Raw genomic sequence first — 17,624 nt, forward strand, 5'->3', positions numbered from 1 at the left:
TATTGTGTCCTCGGGTGATGTGCTCAGGATTCTGAAGGAAAGGATTGAGGGCTTTGACACCCCGGTGAAAACCAGTAGCGTTGGTGATGTTGTCTCGATTAAGGATGGCATAGCCCTGGTCTACGGCTTGGATGGAGTGAAATTTGGTGAGTCTGTGGCCTTCTCTTCCGGAGTTCGTGGTGTAGTCGCGGGTCTGGAGCGCGATACGTGTAGTGTTGTAGTTTTTGGTGAGGATCGGGCTATACGGGAAGGGGACTCGGTGCAATGTACGGGTGAGCTCATGACTGTTCCTGCCGGGTTGTCCGTGCTTGGTAGGGTAGTGAGTCCGCTTGGACTCCCGATGGATGGGGGCGACGCCATTTCGGGTGACTGTAGACTTCCTGTAGAGGCCAAGGCTCCTGGGGTAGTGGCTAGGCAGCCTGTGTGCGAGCCCTTGCAGACAGGAATAAAGACCATAGATATGCTTATCCCAATTGGCCGCGGGCAGCGTGAGCTCATTATTGGTGACAGGAAGACTGGGAAAACTGCCATAGCGCTTGATACTATTATAAATCAGAAGCGCACTAATGATGTGTCTGACGTCAAGGATAAGATGTACTGCATCTATGTCGCCATCGGGCAGAAGAACTCTTCGGTTGCGCGCGTGGTGCACAAGCTTAAGGAAGCAGGGGCCATGGACTACACAGTGGTTGTAGCTGCGGGTGCATCTGACCCCGTGCCGGTGCAATATCTGGCGCCCTATGCTGCGTGTGCCATGGGTGAATTTTTCCGAGACAATGGGATGCACTGCTTGATAGTGTATGACGACTTATCTAAGCATGCTATTGCATACAGGCAGATGTCTTTGTTGTTGCGGCGTCCTCCGGGTAGGGAGGCGTATCCTGGTGATGTGTTCTACATACACTCACGTCTTCTAGAGCGGGCATCTAAGTTGTCTAAAGACCTGGGTGGGGGCTCTCTGACTGCGCTGCCTGTCATAGAGACTCAATCTGGTGATGTTTCTGCCTATATACCTACCAACGTGATTTCCATAACCGATGGGCAGATTTTTCTGGAATCTGAGTTGTTTCACAAGGGATTTAGGCCAGCGATTAACGTAGGCTTGTCTGTGTCTCGTGTAGGTTCTGCTGCTCAGGTTAAGTCAGTAAAGAAAGTTGCGGGCTCTGTGAAGTTGGCCTTGGCCCAGTACAGGGAGCTGGAAGACTTTGCTAGATTTGGCTCTGATCTTGATCCTAGTTCTCAGGCTATGCTGGAAAAGGGGCGCAGATTTATGGAGTTACTAAAACAGGGTCAGTACTCGCCTCTCTCTGTTGAGGAACAGGTTGCTGTTGTGCTTGCAGGTGTGGATGACTGCGTGAGTCACATTCCGGTGAGCGAGATATGCAGGTTTGAGAGTGGCCTTCTGGATCTACTGCGTGTTGAGCACAGGAGTCTTATGTCTTCCTTGTCAGCTGATATTGCTGATGATATAAAAAGTAAGCTTTCGGAGGTTATAAGGAGTTTCGCTTCTAGTTTTTGACTGTGGAGGATGGGTGTGCTGTATGAGTGATTATGTGACCACCAGGTTTCCTATCACGAGAAGGGGTTTCCAGAAGTTGGAGGCGGAGTTGGAGGCCCTGAAAAGTGAAAGGCCTAAGATTATTAAATCTATATCAGATGCCAGGGAGTTAGGTGACCTTTCCGAGAATGCTGAGTATCATGCGGCGCGTGAGAGGCAGGGGTTGGTTGAGAGCAAGATAATGGAGCTCGAGTCTAAGCGCTCCAGGGCCGAGGTTATAGATGTCTCCGAGTTGTCCGGGGATACCGTGATGTTTGGTGCCACAGTGACTGTATCCGTCTATGACGAACAGACTGACTCTACAAGCATTATGAAGTACCAGATTGTTGGTGAGTATGAAGCGGATGTGTCAAAAAACATGATTTCCATTAAATCTCCGCTAGTACTTTCTCTCTTGGGTAGAAAGGAGAAGGACAGTGTTGAGGTAAAAACTCCTAGGGGTGACTACAAGATCTATCAGATTATGAAAATTGAGTTTGTTTAGGGGCCAGGGTACGTATGAGCGTTGAGCAAGCCGCTGAGGTTTTTGTGCCTGTAGATAAGGTTGTCGAGGCGGCTTCACGGGGCGAAGCCTTTGTGCTTTTGGATGATGAGGAGAGAGAGAACGAAGGTGATCTGGTAGTCCTTGCAGACAAGGTTGATGTTGAAGTTATGAACATGATGATCAGGTGTGGCAGCGGGATTGTGTGCTTGGCGCTTTCTGCGCAGCATGCAGATAGGTTGGGTTTGACCCTGATGCCCCGGAGGAATGCGAAGGACAGTTGTGCGGCGTTTACCACATCTATCGATGCTAGATATGGGGTAACCACCGGCGTGTCCGCCTATGATCGGGTGACGACCATACTTACGGCAGTTGCAGAGCACAGCACTGCTGATGACATAGTCACTCCTGGGCATGTATTCCCTATAGTGGCTGATAGTGGTGGTGTAGCAAAGCGAGCTGGACATACTGAAGCGAGCGTGGAAATAGCAAAACTTGCCGGGGCAAAAACCGGTGCGGCTGTTATCTGTGAGCTCATGAATCCTGATGGCACAATGTCCAGACTACCCGAGATTGTTACGTTTGCTCGGGAACATGGTATTGGTGTTACCACGATAAAGGGACTTGTAGAGTACTTGGGTAGTTCTTGATATATGGAGGTAGTAGCAGAGAATCGCAGAGCGCGGTTTGACTACCTCATCCTCCAGGAATATGACGCTGGAATGGTGCTGGTTGGGAGTGAGGTAAAGTCTTTGCGCCAGCGCAAGGTCAACATTGGTGATGCCTACGTTTTAGAAAGGGATATGGAGTTGTGGGTGCACAACCTACACATATCTGAGTACAACATGTCGCATAATAAAAACCACAGCCCATTGCGCATGAGGAAGTTGTTACTGCGAAGACGTGAAATACACAAAATTATGGGTAGCATCAAGACTGCGGGCTTAACAGTGGTTCCACTCATGATTTTTTTCAACGATAAGGGGTTTGCCAAGATCAGGATCGCGGTAGTAAAGGGAAAGAAGCTGTACGATAAACGCGAGGCTATCAAAACTAGGGACTGGAACCGAGAGAAGAGCAGGATGGCTCGTAGGGAAGTTTAATCAGTACTGCTCAGGCTGAGTATGGCCTCCCACTGGGGTGGGCCGAGTTTGCCTCACAACTTTTCAGGCGGCACTTCAGCTTCATTATGGGGCGATTACGCGTTGTTTGTGGGAGCTGCCAAGGATACAGAAACCCTCAGCTCTGCATTGTCTGATGCGGTGCACATGACGTGCTCAGTGCAGCACACGTGTTTCAAATCTTCGAGCATAGGTTCCGGGAAATCGGCTGCGAGTCCGCTTATGGTCAAAGTCTCTACGGGGTACTTTACGGAGACCTGAGCTTGGGTTTTTGCCTTACGCACCTCCTCAACTATTTTTACTAGCACATCTCCATGCTGCTCTAGCGCGCTGTTGAAGGGAATTGTGCTGGCATCTGGCCACCCTTGGGTATGTACACAGCCAGTACAAAGTGTGTTGTATATCTCGTCAGTGACATACGGAAGAAATGGCGCAAATAGCAACAGCAGGGTCTTCAACGTGTGGCACAGGGTGCTGATTGCAGAGGCATGCTCCCGAGCCGGCTCATGGTTATATGCCCTATGTTTTACCAGCTCCAGGTAGTTGTCACAGAAATTCTTCCAGAAAAATTCCTCAACGCTGTTCAATGCCGTGCAATACTCTAAGCATTTGAAACTCTCTGTGCTATCCGCAATTGTTTTGTGTAGCTTTGACAATATCCACAAATCTGTGGGCATCTCCGCACTACTAACCGGAAAACTTTCGTGCAGGAAGGTGGACACGAACTTACTCGCATTCCACAGCTTGGTTGTAAGCCTCTTGCCAGTTTTCAGGGTTTCCTCCGAAAATACTGTGTCAGCTCCCAAGCGCGATTTCGCCGCCCAGTATCTAACAGCGTCTGCCCCGTATAGGTCTAGTGTTTTTTCTGGGCTTGCAGCATTCCCCTTAGATTTGCTCATTTTTGTTTTGTCATCTGCGAGGCACCACCCACTGATCATTATGTTCTTCCACGGGATTTCTCCACTATGGTGGTAGGATTTTAATATCGTATAGAATGCCCACGAGCGTATAATCTCATGACTTTGTGCTCTAAGATCAGTGGGGAGGGTAAGACCCCCATCACGGCGCAGCGTCTGCCCGATAGACTTGGTGAAAAACTGCGGTGATATAGAGCTGGTGGCCCACGTATCCATGACATCCACCTCCGGTTCTACCTCATCTTTACTGTACCCACTGGGCAAGTCCTGCAGTGGGTCTACAGGCAGATCTTCTACTCTGGGGAACAGTACTTTACCAAGCTCTCCTGCCCGCTTGGAGTACCACAACGGGAATGGCACACCGAAGTACCGCTGCCTGGATACACACCAGTCCCAGTTTAGATTTTCTATCCATATTTCCATGCGCTTGCGCATACTATCAGGATGCCAGCATACCTTTTGTACCTGCTCCAGGAGATCTTGCTTATGCTCTACTACTTTAACGAACCACTGATCGCTGAGCAAAATCTCTATTGGGGCACCGGACCTCTCCGCACACTTAACAGTATGCACAATCTGTTCCTGCGAGATGAGCAACCCCGCGCTTTTTAGCGCGTCGCAGACGGCGTTCCTGGCCTCTTGCACGCGCATGCCGTCAAATTGCGCTGCGGGAATTTTTGAATCTGGCGTGTCTTCCGCCAGGCTACTTATACTTCCGGTTTTGTCCATGATGATCCTGGTGTCCAACCTGTGTGTATGCCACCAGTGCACATCCGTTTCATCACCAAACGTGCAACACATTACCAGCCCAGTGCCTTTTTCGATTTTCACTTTGCTATCTGGTAAAATTCTGACTTTGTGCCCGCCTACGGGTACCACAGCAAGCTTGCCGTGCAGGTGTTTGTACCTATCATCTTCGGGATTAAAAAATATTGCTACACAGGCAGGTATAAGTTCTGGCCGTGTAGTAGCTATGTTGATCCTTTCTCCATCCTCTGTGTGAAAGCTTATGGTATTCATGGCGGATGGCAAATCACGCTCCTCAATTTCTGCATGCGCTATGGCAGTGCAATCCACGGTGTCCCATAATATGGGTTTCTTCTTCCTGTAGAGCTGCCCCTTTGCATACAGATCCAGGAAAGAAGCCTGAGATAGCTTCTGAATCTCTTTGCTTACTGTGTGATACTCCAGTGTCCAATCGTAGCTGATACCCAATTGCCTAAAAAGATCTTTGAATTTTACCCTGAACTCACGCGAGACTTCCCTGCAGATTTGGGTGAATTCTGCCCTATCTAACTGCGCGGCGCGAAGTTTTCTGACTTTTTCAACCAGCCTTTCCGTTGGTAAGCCATTGTCGTCAAACCCTATAGGGTAGAACACATCCTTCCCGGACATCCTCTGGTAGCGGGCTATAAAATCTGTGTGGCAGTAACTGAAAACATGTCCCATGTGTAAGACACCGGACACCGTAGGTGGGGGAGTGTCTATGACAAAACTCTGTGCAACGTCACCCTTCCACCTGTAAATTCCGTCTGCATCCCAGGTGGAGTTACACTTCTCCTCTACTACCTTGTGTTGATATCTACTGTCCAAAGACCGCATAAAATGTCAAACGCGTACGCCAAAGCGCAGGCACGAAGTATAAAAAATTGTCATACTATAAACAACTCTAATTTCACGTGAGGGATCTCCACTGGTGGTAGACCCACAGAACACATACAGGACTACTTGCATTCGAATAGGCGCAACCGCGTAACTAGGTGCATATGCGTCCCACAAAAACGTGTTGTTCGTTACTGTATTGCGTGCAATATGGTGAAACTCGCCAACAGTTGAGTGCGTGTTGCATTAGATGTAGAGTATAGAGTAGCAAGGTGCCCTGCCTGCTGCGGCAAGAGCCGGTGCTTCGGGTGTAATGGGCTCAAGAGGTCGTATGCTTTATTATATCGATAGTTCGAGTACGTTTTTGGTATGTGCGTGCGTACTATCTCTGATATGTTCCGTAGTTGCGCGCGTATCCACCACATGGGGGGTGGCACTTACTTATACGGCATTTGCTTTATACAGTGCTGCGATGGCGCTACTGACCTACTTGCTGGTTACAAACAACTTCAGCTATGCGCATGTATACCAAAATGTGCATTCCACACAGCCACTTTTGTACAAGGTTTTTGGAATATGGGGAAACTACGAAGGCTCTAACCTGCTGTTTGTGTGGATGATGAGCGCATATGCGGCCCTCATAGGGTACTTTATTAAGAGAGATGATCTAAAGAGAATAGCGCTTTCCGTGCATAATCTGCTAGGGTTTGGCTTTGCGTTTTTCGGAATAGTGCTCGCAAATCCGTTCCTGAGAGTTGTTGCTATGGACTCCGACGGGCTGGGCTTTAACCCCATGTTGCAAGACATAGGGTTGACAGTTCACCCTCCCATGCTGTTTGGGGGCTATGCGGGCTTTGGTGCTGTGTTTTCCATAACGGTTGCTGCCCTAGTTTTGCATGTGGAGCCCAAGGAGTGGGTTACTATTACGCGTAACTGGGCGCTGAGTGCCTGGATGCTGTTGACGCTGGGTATAGCACTTGGCGGATGGTGGGCATATAGAGAGCTGGGTTGGGGAGGATTTTGGTCTTGGGACCCGGTTGAGAATGTTTCGCTGATGCCTTGGTTTTTGGGTACAGCACTCATTCACATGATTCCGGTAGTGCGGAAGTTTGGCATATATTGCAACCTTACATTTTTACTCGCCATATCCGCGTTCGTATTTAGTTTATTTGGCACATTTCTGGTACGCTCCGGATTCCTGATTTCTGTACACTCTTTTGCCAATGACCCTGAGCGAGGTATTTTTTTATTGATGCTGGTGACAGTGGTAGGGGTGGTTGGCCTTGGGACGTTTATTGCCAAGTACAAGCATTGGCCCGAAGCGTGCAACTTTGGTTATGTTTCGAGAATTACTGCGATCTCGGCCAATATCGTTGCAATGCTCACTGCATTTTTGGTGGTGTTGGTTGGTACAGTATACCCAGTGGCGCTGGAACTGCTAGTGGGAGATACTGTATCTGTGGGTGCCCCCTACTACAACAGCGTGTTTGGTGTACTATCAATAGTGCTGTTTGCGGCCATGATTCTCCTATCCGGTTTGAGCTGGGATGGTGCGCAGAGATTTAAAATGACCTTTAAAGTTTCTTCCTTGCTCGCGTTAGTGCTTTTCCCATTTACGGTGTCTCTAGGGCTTTTGGGGGTGCTGATTCTACTAGCTGCGCTGTTGTTTTTTTCGATAGTAGAGGATTACATCCGCGGAATATGTAGCTCGTCAGTTCCGCTCAGTGTTGCTATACGGCGGGTAAGTCCTGGGAAGTATGCAATGATGATGGCGCACTCAGGCGCCGCTGTCTTGATGCTTGGTGTTGTGTGCTCGACTGTATTTCAGGAGGATGTAGCACAGTATATGAAAGAGCGTGAATCTGTGAGTGTTCACGGATTTACTGTGACATTATCTGGTGTGTCGTTAGTGAAGCGGCAGAATCATGAAGCTATAAGAGTTAAGTTTTCTGTGACGCAGGGAGATAAAGTAGTTTGTCTGCTGTATCCTGAGAGCAGATTTTACTACGTTGAGGGTGTCAGGAATTCTGAAAGCAGTATATATCACGGACTGTTCGCAGATATCTACATAGTGGTAGGTGAGGTGGATCGAAACAGAGGAATAGCTGTACAGGTGTACTATAAGCCATGCATGGGTCTTATATGGATTGGGTTTGCGCTCATGGTTGCCGGGGGAATACTGGGCACAGTTGGCAGGGTATGGTTGCGCGGGAAGAAAGCTAATAGTGTAGCCGTGGGTGCAGATTATAATGCAACGTCGCATACGGCTTAATGTTTTTGTTAAGTAACGTCTTGGGGGTTTCAGTGAAACTTTTTCGCCTTCAGAACCGCAGTGTGTTGAAGATTTACGGGCCCGATGCCGGGTCGTTTCTACACAATATTACAACGAACGATGTGCTTGGGGCTGGCACTCGTGCGCCTATATACAATTTGATATTAAACTCTCAGGGTAGGTACGTATTTGATTTTTTTCTAATTTCCCATGAACAAAATTTTTTACTGGATTGCGCAAGTGTGGATGCAGATGCGCTCGTCGAGTTGCTGCGCTCATATAGGTTGCGGCTCAGGGTTAGGGTTAGGAATTGTGACGATGAATATGCAGTTGCAGTGTGCCCTGATGGTGCAGATGCAGAGTGTACAACCAATTTGGAGGGTATAGTAACGTTTAAAGACCCCAGGAATGTCTGCATGTGGGCACGTGCAATTGTACCTATTGCTGAGACAGTAACGCTGGAAGAGCTACCAGATTGGGACGATTACGAGCTATTGAGGATCAAGTGCACAATTCCGGATTGTGTGCAGGATATGACAAGAGGCAGGTCATTCCCGCTGTATTTTTCCATGGATAGACTTAACGCCATAAGTACGAATAAGGGGTGTTACATAGGGCAAGAAACCGTGGCACGCATGTGGCGTGTGGGCGCGAAGAGGGGGCTGTATACGGTGTTCTCCGACACTGACACACTCATAAGGGGGCAGGAAGTGCTAGCGCAAGGACAGCCTGCCGGGCATTTGCTTTCCACACTCGGTAACTGGGGTTTATGTCTTTTAGAGGTTGAGAAGGTGATTGATGATTGCTACCTACAATCTGGGAACACTAGTATCAAGATTTATGATGGGACTGGACCATTGCGAGATTAGCACACTTGGCTTCCAGTTGCACTGTTGGTGGCACTTCGGTATGTGTCCTGACTCACACTTCCTATAGGAGGCTGATGCTGCCGAGCAATTTGCCGCCTCAGTTCGTGTGTTGAGAGTGCATATATTAGCCGCTGTTTGTCTATCTTTCAGGCGTGCGTTCTTCGCGTCTTTAGGTTGCTGTTATTTTCGGAATTTCTGGCGGACAATGTGCTGTCCTGTTGCCACCAGCCAAACGCTTTGCACTACGTTACCCGCATGGAACATACCCATGGTGTGTGGCAAGCTTAGGGTGTGCGCTCTATCCATCCATATGCGCGACCTTATCATCTAGTCACCACAGAAACGGGGGTCTTTCCCATGGTGTCTGGAACACTGATGTGTATACATGCTGGGATGTTTGGCGTAGGGTTGCTACCCCTATTACCTGGTTGAAGCCAAGTTGTAGTGTGTATTCCAGGCCTGGTTGACGGGGAGGATGGTGGCTTTCCCGTGGTGATGTTACTGGTGTGGTGCAGCTGTGAGGACTTAATCGCGCAGTGAGCCGGCGCCGTTTGAAATCGGCAGGTGAGCTTGTTGTTGGTGCCTTACCTAGCACTCGCTAAGGAATTGCACGCGCGCGCACTTGGTAGAGCCACATACTGCTTTGGCGCTTGTTCAGCAACGAGGCGGCGGTGAGCGCTTAACTTAGGCACGGTTGCACAAGGCCTAGAATGCGATTCTCACTCCCAGGTTGCCACCTAAATAGCTCAGATTGAAGGCTACCTCGACGGGATCGTCACTCTGGTAATTTATGTCTCCTAGCGCGCGTTCTACGGCGAACTTCCTGTATAGCGTTCTGTCAGGTACACTATGGAAAAAAGCCTCCAGATTCAATGAGATTTTAGGGGTAAACTTGCAGCTTACTCCTCCCCTCATTCTGTATGCTAGTTTCCATATGGTATTCCCAGATACGTCGATCAGGCTTCCACCCGCACCGCCGCAAACGTACGGGGTAACCCGCCCTGAGAGCGTACGCACGGGAGCGTCGTAGCACACGCTGAGCATGGCTGCTGTGGCCTCTAACTCGCTAATTTCCACAATTTCGGAAACTTCACCTCCGCCGCTTTCTACATTGCCTACTAAGAGCTTGGCTGCGGCTAATCTATCTTCGCTACTAAACTCTGCCAATTTCTCTGCTGCGTGCTTAGCGTCGTCATCGCCGTACGTAGAGACCTTATATGTTGCCCAACCGTTAGGTGAATCTATGAATAACCCATCCTGGCATCCTATGCAATTTTCCAGAGCATCAGCTACGCGCGTGACGTTGTGACCATAGTAAGCAAGGGCATAGGTGAGGCCCTTTAGTAACATGAAAAGACCTTCCTGATCCGATTCTCCGTTTATTTTTGCGGCAAACCTCCTTTTCTCTACTCCAAACTCAAACCTCTTATTGCCTGCTGCATACCCTATGGACCAACCAACAGAGGGGATCTCGCCATATCCAAAATCTATTTCTGGATCCGGTGTCGCCCAGTTGAAATTCTCCGCTCCCAACTCGACATTCCTATTCTGGCCAAAGGGCAGTATCCCTTCTGTTTTGCCATCTATGGTTCCTAATCTGAAGTCTCGAACTACACTCCTTGCCCAGCCAGTTGTAAAGGCTAAATATGCATGATGCGTTCCCATATTTCCCCGTCTCAGACTTGTGGTCCGGGATGCGCTGCAGCATAGTGGGTAGGTAATAATTGAACATATGCTTACAAGCAAGAGGATCTTTCCGGATTTCGGAATTGAGGTATTCATAGGTTACTCCACCACTGTAAACCAGTACAAATGACCGGACCCAGTCCGGTGTTTCGGATTCTACCAGCTGCACAACGCAAATTGCAATATGAATTTCGTCGGTTGTACACCTAACAACATGTGCTTTTGGCTATCACGTACCCCTATTTTACAATTTACCGCGTTGTAAAATGTCCATGGGTCGCTTGATAGCTGCAACTTGCGACTAGGTGAGGATGCGGACAAATTGCTTACTGCAACCTACTGTTGGTTCTGTGCCGCTGCGTGCCATGTGCGAAATGCCAGGCAGCGCAGCCCACTATCTGGCTTTATTTGAGCTTGTTGGGCTACATCGAGAAGCTTGCCCCAACGTTTATCCCAAAGCATCTTAGCCCGAAGAGTGCAGAAGCCCTTCTGCTTGCGCCAGTGTCGTCACCTACCACAGTGTCTGTGTCCAAATTTCGATGCCTTACGTCGTCAAATGTACCCTGCAGAAACATGCCGGCAATAAGGCGTATGCCAGGCATGAACTCATAGCCAATGCCACCCTTTACCTTGTACAGAAGCTTTAAATCGGTCTCACCGGACATGCTGACGTGGCCTAAACCAACGCCCCCACAGGCGTAAGGTACCAACTTTGCTTCAGAAGCGCCAACGCGAATGTCTCGACAAACATTCAGTATTGCCGATGTGGAGGTTATGTCTTTGAATCTGACAACTGTTGCGCCTTCTGCGACCCTAATAAAACTACTTGCCACTTTCGCTGCGTCACTTGTGCCGAGTACCGCTATTTTTTGTGCTACTGTTGTGGTGTCGTACTTGTACTTTTCTGCCATACGGCCCGAAGCAAGCTTGTTGACTGCATGCTCTAGCGATCTGGAATCGGTCCTCAGACCTGTTAGTACTCTTCTGAAGTGCTGTTCGATTTCCCCTTGTGACGGCAATTTAACTGCTGTGATGCCTGTCAGCGCTGTTCTAATCTTTTTCCTGTCACTCCCAACCTGCTGGATGAGTTGGTGTGCTATCGCATCTGCGTCATTTTGGGTCATGATTGTGTGTGCAAGATCTCTGATCAGTAGGAACACGCCGCCCTTGCCTGTATCTCCGCCTTTTATTGGAAACACGTCCCTTCCGGCTTCAAATTCTACCCTGAGACTTTGTGTTGCCCAGAACCCTATCATGCCTCCAAATGCGGGAAATTTGCTGTCCTCAAATTCTGCTGTGGCGTCCAATCTGCTCCAGTCAAATTGTTCAGCATGGACTTCCATTCCCCCTTCATATGCAAGTACGCCTAAAGGACGTTGCCCAGCGTCCCTGATTCTAAAGTTTTGTACACTGCTATATGTTGGATTAAACGTAAGTCCGGCATAAAAATTGTTCTGCACCTGCCACCACTGACGTTCATCTCCTAATGTTGTGGATGGGAAAAAAGAGTTCAGGCATACGGGGAGCAAAACTAGAATGTTTGTCAAAAAGCATTGCCTATAATTCACAAAAAAGGTGCCCATAAAGCAGCTTCCTCCTGCGTAAAATGTTATTGTGATAACCAGGCTGCTGTAAGTGCGAGCCCGATTACTATGTGTCTAGCTTGCACAAGTTGAAAATTCCTTTTACCAGAGTTGGCAGAGCGTCTTAGTTGCCTCCTTGGACGCGCCATCGGGATATGTTGTAGGCACCCGATATATCATAATCCGTTACTTATTTGAATAATGCATATGTGCTTCCAGTACTCGAAAACTCAGCTCAACCACCAAAATAATACCGCATTGTATGTGCTTTGTTGGGGTATGAACCCTCTAAAGCTGTGCTTTCAGGCCAACCTGCGAAATGGGGTTCAGTGCCTTGCCACAAACGTTTTTAGACCCCGAAATAATTTTTGTGCAACATGACTGCATGTTGCCAAATACGCGATAGTTGGCGAGTGCTGCGTGTTGCGCATTCCAAATGTGAGGGGAAAATTCTTGACTGCGTGGTTGTATGAGGTTAGGCTCGGCGTACTGTAATCGTTCCGTTTGCGAGGTGTCCATGTCTGGTAGCAAGAAGGATGTTGAATCTGGAAAGCAGGAGGCATTGGATGCGGCCATAAGCCAAATAGAAAGAGCGTTCGGCAAGGGTGCCATAATGAAGTTAAAGCAGCATCCCGCTGAAAAGATGGACAGTATATCCACAGGCTCCATAGCCTTGGACGCAGCACTGGGTATCGGTGGGCTTCCAAAGGGTAGGATAGTGGAGATCTTTGGCCCTGAAAGTTCTGGGAAGACCACACTTGCACTACATGTCATCGCTGAGGCGCAAAAGCAAGGGGGTAACTGTGCCTTCATTGATGCGGAGCATGCGTTGGATACCGTGTATGCCAGGAAATTGGGTGTGAACGTTGGGGACTTGATCGTCTCCCAACCTGACACAGGCGAGCAGGCTTTGCATATTGTTGAGTACCTAGTGTGCTCTGGTGCCATAGATGTGATAGTGGTGGACTCCGTAGCTGCGCTTACTCCCAGGGCTGAGATCGAGGGAGATATGGGTGATCAGCACATGGGTTTGCAAGCAAGGCTGCTCAGCCACGCGCTTCGCAAGCTTACATCTGTGGTGTCAAAGGCAAACTGCGTATTGGTATTCATCAACCAAATACGCATGAAAATAGGTGTAGTTTACGGTAACCCTGAAGTAACTACAGGCGGTAGTGCGCTTAAGTTTTACACCTCTGTGAGGCTTGATATTCGTAAAATGAGCTCGATCAAAGACAAGGAAAGCGTAACGGGGAGCCAGACCAGGGTTAAGGTGGTGAAAAACAAAGTTGCTCCTCCGTTTAAGCAGGCTGAGTTTGACATAATGTACAACGAGGGTATATCGAAGCTGGGTGAGATCGTTGACATGGGTGTCAAGTTTGGTTTTATAGAAAAATCTGGGTCTTATTATGCCTACGGTTCAGTGAAGCTGGGTCAGGGTAGGGAGAATGCCAAGGGTTACCTCAAGAGCAACCCAGAGGTCGCCAGTGAGCTGGAGCAAAAGATCAGGGCATACATAGCGGAAAGTATGCATAGCAGCGATTTGTTTGCTGCAGACAGGCGCACTGAGGTGCTGGAAGAGGAGGTATTCTAACCGCAAGCGTTTTTGTTGTTAAGTCTAGGCTGCCTAAAAAAGATTTTGTTCCTTGCGTTTCTCTGGGACATGATTGGTGGGGTATATTTATGAGGAATAGTATACGCACGGATGATGACGTGCTTAGAATACTAACAGAGAGATCAGCGATTTTGAAAGGGCACTTCGTTTTATCTTCGGGGCTGCATAGTGATACGTACATACAGTGTGCTAAGCTCCAGGAAGTTCCCTCTGTGTGTGAGCGCGTGTGCGCTGCCTTGCTGGATCGCAGCAGGAGTAAGTTTGGTGACCTTGGTATAAATGTTGTAGCCTCTCCTGCGATGGGGGGCACGGTGTTTGGGTACGAAATTGCCAGGCAACTCGGAGTCCGCTTCGTCTTTTTTGAGCGGGTGCAGGGTAACTTTGAATTACGCAGAGGGTTTAGCCTGGATTCTAGTAGCTGCGTGCTCATAGTTGAGGATGTCATCACCACGGGGGGATCGTCCATGGAAGTTTCTGATGCAGTAACTGCCCTTGGGGGAAAAGTTGTGGCAGAGCTTAGTATCATAGACAGGAGGAGTGGGGGCGGCAGTAACATGCCGTTTCCAATTGTTAGCCTGCTGAAAATGGATATACGACACTACAGCGAGGATGAAGTACCTGATGAGTTGAGGGGTGTGCCGATCTCTCGGCCCGGGAGTAGAGCATTGAGTTAACGGCGCAAAAAACTCTCCAGTTAGGTTGTTATTGTGTGTGCGTTGCGCGGGGATTTACGGCATAGGTACGCAAGACAAGTGTCGGTACCTGAGATCGGTCTTGAGGGCCACAAAAGGCTAAGGAATAGCAGTGTCCTGATCGCGGGTTGCGGTGGTCTGGGCAGTGCAGTTATACCGCTTCTGGCTGCCAGCGGATTGGGAAAGCTGATTTTGTGTGATGATGACACCGTAAGAGTGTCAAATCTAAATCGGCAGACCATATATAGGGAGCAGGACGTGGGGCGCAGGAAAGTGCATGCTGCGGCCGGATTTATCAAATGCTTGAATAGTGACGTTGAGGTGTGTGCTGTAGACTCTGCAATAGGTCCGAAGAACTTTGAAGCAATAATGTCAGATGTAGAAATCGTCGTAGATTGTGTTGACAGACTTGCAGTAAAAATATTTTTGAATGATGCATGCGTTGCAATGAATAAAACCCTGGTACACTGCGTTTCCATAGGTTTTACCGGTGAGGTGATGGTAATAAAGCCGGGGGGAAAACCGTGCTATAGGTGTTTTTTTGAAGGGCAACAGGTAAGTACCGAGCTGAACTGTGCCAATGCTGGGGTTACAAGTTCCATTGTGGGGGTGATAGGTGGGATGGCTTCCGCGGAGGTGATCAAATACATAGTTGGTTGCTGCCCTTCCAGCGCTGGCAAGTTATACAGAGTGGATCTTTGCAGAAATAATTTCGATGCCTACGAGTTTAGGGCCAATGACCGGTGTAGCTGCTGTGGCGATGTTGCAAATGTGGACCCTTATGATCTTGAATCCTATGAAGGCAAGCTCAGAAAACACTCGTAAACAACTGACCAATTATAACTCCGTGTATGCAGCACCTTCTGGAGACAAAGTTATATCCCACCAATACACTCACGTGCAGCTGTTACAAATCCACATGTGGCAAAGACCTTTTAAATCTTTGCCACATGTACATGACTTTGTTAGCTGAACAGGAATCTTGCCCCGAGGTTAAAGCCATAATCGGCTACGTGTGCCTTAATTGCAGCTTTTGCCTCCCCAGGGAAGTTCACATTGTTGTGAGGGGAAATGTCCTTATAGGATTCGTCAAAGAGCCCATGATAGAAGCCTCCGGCTACCAAAGATATCTCCGGAGTCAGTTGGTAGCTTATCCCAACCTTGCCTCTGTAGGCAAGTTTTGCAGTTACTTGTCGAGCTATATCGACAAAACTTGCACCCATTCCGGCGCACACGTATGGAGACACTGGTAGATCTGCATGCAACACGTCATAACAGCCGTTGAACATAACTGACGTGTTTATGATTTCATCAATTTTGAGAACGAAGTAGTTGTTGCCTGTAAGCACAGCCTCACGACTTACAGCAGCTATGGCCTCAGCTCCGCTTTGCGTGTATGTCCCATCTGCTAGGGTAGCGAACCTTCTGTAACTCGTTTCGAGTTCTACTCTGGCGCCTCCAAGGGCATACCCTACTACGCCATCAAAAGACATAAGTAAGTTTCTAGCAAACTGGAAGGAGTAGCTGGATTTGGAAAAGTTGCCGGGGTCCCGCACATCCATTGTTTTGGCGCTCTTGTTGTAACCCTTAACATAAGAGGTTTCCTTTCCAGATTCACGTATGTCGAATGAGGTGATGGAAGAAAATGCTGGGCTGTAAGTCGCGCCTATATAGAAGCTACCTCCCATGACTCCGCCTCCTGAAGATGCCATATCAGAACCCATAGGAGACGCTAGAGAGGGCCCGCTAATAAGTAAGGAGCAGGCGCACACTGCGGTTGCTGACAAGCCCCCTTTAAGCAATTCTCTGTAATTCATAGTAATCCTTTTGATAAATCATAAAAGCACGCAGCAGTTTAGCATATAAAAGATGAGGGTGGAAGTATCATAGCAGAAATTATAAAGCAAACCCACACACGCTGACGTATGCAACCCCACCTCGGGTCTCATTGCGAGAATGTCGCTGAGGTGTTCTATACGCACTTGTTATTTAAGTCAAGCTTAGTACGCACATAATTGTTCGTATAGCAGAATAAGCTATGTGTCCCGGTACGCGTAGGGGGAGCTTCCCAATAATCTGGGTTCGCGCCGAAGTGGCAGATGCAGATTAAGGGTACGCCTAAACGCTCTCCACCGCTTTCACTTCTGGTACGTAGTAGCTGAGCATACTGTACACCCCATCCTTCAAGGTTACAGCAGCACTAGGACAGCCCGAGCAGGCTCCTCTTAGATGCACGAAGACCACTCCCTCCTTGTAGCCCCTGAACTTTATGTCTCCCCCATCTTGGGCTACTGCAGGCCTAACATATCCCTCTATCAGTTCTTTGACCCTACTAACTACTTCGGAATCGCTCTCATCAAAAAATTCTTTTTCCTCCTCTCTATGTGTGCCGTGTTCAAAGTTGGAGTGCTGTTCACGCAGAGAGAAGTAATCCGTCATGACAACCAAGACCTCTGGCCTTAACACGTCCCACTCAGCGTCCGAGCGCTTGGTTACAGAGACAAAGTCTTTTCCAAAAAACACTCCGGAGACACCTTGTATTTCGAACAATAGTTTGGCTAGAGGCGAGTTCTGTGCCTCTATGGCACTCGAGAATTCTACATCACTCTCCATACCACCTGCTCCTTCAGTACCAAGCAGAAACTTTAGAGTATCTGGATTAGGTGTGCTCTCAATTTGAATAAACATAAACAACCCTTGCAATGCAGCGGCTTTCGTGGGTATAATGCGCCCCGCTGCAGGAGCTCTAGTAGTGTATTGCAGTACGTGTAGCAAATCAAGATTTTAGTCGCATGCTTTTGGTGCTTTTCACTGTGCTAGGTGTGATCGGCTCGCTGTTTGTGTTGCCGGTCATAGTCATGGTGGCTCTGCTGCTGTTTAGGAAGAATGTTCTGATGCGTGGCTTTGTCGGTGAAGATTTTACGACTATTTTTAATAGAATACTCAGCGAGATGCAGGGCAGAGCCCAGGGGACGGGTGCCACAAGACCGGGGGGTAACTGTTTGTCCAGGTGCGAGGCACTAGAGATACTTGGTTTGTCAGATAACGCTACACCCGAGCAGATAACCTCTGCATACCACCGACTGATGAAATTTGCACATCCGGACAGGGGGGGATCGGAGTATTTTGCTCAAAAACTCAACCAGGCGCGCGACACCTTGCTCAGCTAGCGGACTCCAAGGGTCACTATCATCGCTCATAAAGACCTTATAAATTGCACCTCAAAGCATG

The 17,624-nt window shown here is 48.6% G+C and carries 15 protein-coding genes; 10 read left to right on the forward strand and 5 right to left on the reverse strand.

Features of this window, described 5'->3' with window-relative positions; genetic code table 11:
* Position 1 precedes the first annotated feature (1 nt).
* Genes atpA through smpB form a run of 4 tightly spaced genes read left to right on the forward strand, consistent with a single transcriptional unit; the run spans position 2 to position 3,142 of the window.
* Positions 2-1,519 carry a F0F1 ATP synthase subunit alpha gene (gene atpA, locus OC187_RS02285; RefSeq protein ID WP_262997592.1) on the forward strand — a complete coding sequence of 506 codons (1,518 nt, stop codon included), beginning with the start codon at positions 2-4 and terminating at the stop codon, positions 1,517-1,519.
* Between the two features lie 22 nt (positions 1,520-1,541).
* A complete protein-coding gene (gene greA / locus OC187_RS02290; RefSeq protein ID WP_262997488.1) occupies positions 1,542-2,042 on the forward strand; it encodes a transcription elongation factor GreA in 501 nt (166 codons plus the stop codon).
* A gap of 14 nt (positions 2,043-2,056) precedes the next feature.
* A complete protein-coding gene (gene ribB, locus OC187_RS02295) occupies positions 2,057-2,689 on the forward strand; it encodes a 3,4-dihydroxy-2-butanone-4-phosphate synthase (protein WP_262997487.1) in 633 nt (210 codons plus the stop codon).
* Positions 2,690-2,692: 3 nt separating this feature from the next.
* A complete protein-coding gene (gene smpB, locus OC187_RS02300) occupies positions 2,693-3,142 on the forward strand; it encodes an SsrA-binding protein SmpB (RefSeq protein WP_262997486.1) in 450 nt (149 codons plus the stop codon).
* Between the two features lie 95 nt (positions 3,143-3,237).
* Here the strand turns inward: smpB and OC187_RS02305 are convergent, their stop codons facing one another.
* On the reverse strand, positions 3,238-5,679 hold the full coding sequence (locus tag OC187_RS02305) for a valine--tRNA ligase (protein WP_262997485.1): 2,442 nt from the start codon (positions 5,677-5,679) through the stop codon (positions 3,238-3,240).
* Between the two features lie 331 nt (positions 5,680-6,010).
* On the opposite strand from OC187_RS02305, the gene OC187_RS02310 reads away from it, so the two are divergent.
* Together OC187_RS02310 and ygfZ are read left to right on the forward strand one after the other, a co-directional pair.
* Entirely contained in the window at positions 6,011-7,951 is a 1,941-nt protein-coding gene (locus OC187_RS02310; RefSeq protein ID WP_263008552.1) for a heme lyase CcmF/NrfE family subunit, read from the forward strand.
* Positions 7,951-8,820, forward strand: a complete 870-nt coding sequence (ygfZ, locus tag OC187_RS02315; RefSeq protein WP_263008553.1) for a CAF17-like 4Fe-4S cluster assembly/insertion protein YgfZ — start codon at positions 7,951-7,953, stop codon at positions 8,818-8,820. The genes OC187_RS02310 and ygfZ overlap by 1 nt, the downstream gene beginning before the upstream one ends.
* 705 nt (positions 8,821-9,525) lie before the next feature.
* Here ygfZ and OC187_RS02320 read toward each other — a convergent pair.
* A complete protein-coding gene (locus tag OC187_RS02320) occupies positions 9,526-10,602 on the reverse strand; it encodes a P44/Msp2 family outer membrane protein (protein WP_263008554.1) in 1,077 nt (358 codons plus the stop codon).
* 326 nt (positions 10,603-10,928) lie between these two features.
* Positions 10,929-12,089, reverse strand: a complete 1,161-nt coding sequence (locus OC187_RS02325) for a P44/Msp2 family outer membrane protein (protein WP_263008555.1) — start codon at positions 12,087-12,089, stop codon at positions 10,929-10,931.
* A gap of 517 nt (positions 12,090-12,606) precedes the next feature.
* Here OC187_RS02325 and recA point away from each other — a divergent pair.
* The 3 genes from recA (at position 12,607) to OC187_RS02340 (ending at position 15,218) form a co-directional block, all read left to right on the forward strand.
* Complete coding sequence (recA, locus tag OC187_RS02330) at positions 12,607-13,680, forward strand: recombinase RecA (protein ID WP_262997591.1); 1,074 nt, start codon at positions 12,607-12,609, stop codon at positions 13,678-13,680.
* Between the two features lie 89 nt (positions 13,681-13,769).
* A complete protein-coding gene (pyrE, locus tag OC187_RS02335; RefSeq protein WP_262997480.1) occupies positions 13,770-14,375 on the forward strand; it encodes an orotate phosphoribosyltransferase in 606 nt (201 codons plus the stop codon).
* A 33-nt stretch (positions 14,376-14,408) separates the two neighbouring features.
* The gene (locus OC187_RS02340; protein ID WP_262997479.1) at positions 14,409-15,218 is read left to right on the forward strand and encodes a HesA/MoeB/ThiF family protein; all 810 of its coding nucleotides are present in this window, start codon (positions 14,409-14,411) and stop codon (positions 15,216-15,218) included.
* A 140-nt stretch (positions 15,219-15,358) separates the two neighbouring features.
* Here OC187_RS02340 and OC187_RS02345 read toward each other — a convergent pair whose 3' ends face one another.
* Positions 15,359-16,210, reverse strand: a complete 852-nt coding sequence (locus OC187_RS02345) for a P44/Msp2 family outer membrane protein (RefSeq protein ID WP_262997478.1) — start codon at positions 16,208-16,210, stop codon at positions 15,359-15,361.
* A gap of 301 nt (positions 16,211-16,511) precedes the next feature.
* Positions 16,512-17,081, reverse strand: a complete 570-nt coding sequence (locus OC187_RS02350) for a NifU family protein (RefSeq protein WP_262997477.1) — start codon at positions 17,079-17,081, stop codon at positions 16,512-16,514.
* 104 nt (positions 17,082-17,185) lie between these two features.
* Between OC187_RS02350 and OC187_RS02355 the strand changes: the two genes are divergently transcribed.
* Complete coding sequence (locus OC187_RS02355) at positions 17,186-17,563, forward strand: J domain-containing protein (protein ID WP_262997476.1); 378 nt, start codon at positions 17,186-17,188, stop codon at positions 17,561-17,563.
* The last annotated feature ends 61 nt before the right edge of the window (positions 17,564-17,624 follow it).

Source organism: Anaplasma capra, from assembly GCF_025628805.1.
In the GTDB taxonomy this organism is placed as follows: domain Bacteria; phylum Pseudomonadota; class Alphaproteobacteria; order Rickettsiales; family Anaplasmataceae; genus Anaplasma; species Anaplasma capra.

Excerpts from the sequence above, each read along its gene's own strand:
- greA (WP_262997488.1), top strand. The coding sequence starts at position 1,542 with ATGAGTGATTATGTGACCACCAGGTTTCCTATCACGAGAAGGGGTTTC.
- ribB (WP_262997487.1), top strand. The coding sequence starts at position 2,057 with ATGAGCGTTGAGCAAGCCGCTGAGGTTTTTGTGCCTGTAGATAAGGTT.
- smpB (WP_262997486.1), top strand. The coding sequence starts at position 2,693 with ATGGAGGTAGTAGCAGAGAATCGCAGAGCGCGGTTTGACTACCTCATC.
- OC187_RS02305 (WP_262997485.1), bottom strand. The coding sequence starts at position 5,679 with ATGCGGTCTTTGGACAGTAGATATCAACACAAGGTAGTAGAGGAGAAG.
- OC187_RS02310 (WP_263008552.1), top strand. The coding sequence starts at position 6,011 with ATGCTTTATTATATCGATAGTTCGAGTACGTTTTTGGTATGTGCGTGC.
- ygfZ (WP_263008553.1), top strand. The coding sequence starts at position 7,951 with ATGTTTTTGTTAAGTAACGTCTTGGGGGTTTCAGTGAAACTTTTTCGC.
- OC187_RS02320 (WP_263008554.1), bottom strand. The coding sequence starts at position 10,602 with ATGAATACCTCAATTCCGAAATCCGGAAAGATCCTCTTGCTTGTAAGC.
- OC187_RS02325 (WP_263008555.1), bottom strand. The coding sequence starts at position 12,089 with ATGGGCACCTTTTTTGTGAATTATAGGCAATGCTTTTTGACAAACATT.
- recA (WP_262997591.1), top strand. The coding sequence starts at position 12,607 with ATGTCTGGTAGCAAGAAGGATGTTGAATCTGGAAAGCAGGAGGCATTG.
- pyrE (WP_262997480.1), top strand. The coding sequence starts at position 13,770 with ATGAGGAATAGTATACGCACGGATGATGACGTGCTTAGAATACTAACA.
- OC187_RS02345 (WP_262997478.1), bottom strand. The coding sequence starts at position 16,210 with ATGAATTACAGAGAATTGCTTAAAGGGGGCTTGTCAGCAACCGCAGTG.
- OC187_RS02350 (WP_262997477.1), bottom strand. The coding sequence starts at position 17,081 with ATGTTTATTCAAATTGAGAGCACACCTAATCCAGATACTCTAAAGTTT.
- OC187_RS02355 (WP_262997476.1), top strand. The coding sequence starts at position 17,186 with ATGCTTTTGGTGCTTTTCACTGTGCTAGGTGTGATCGGCTCGCTGTTT.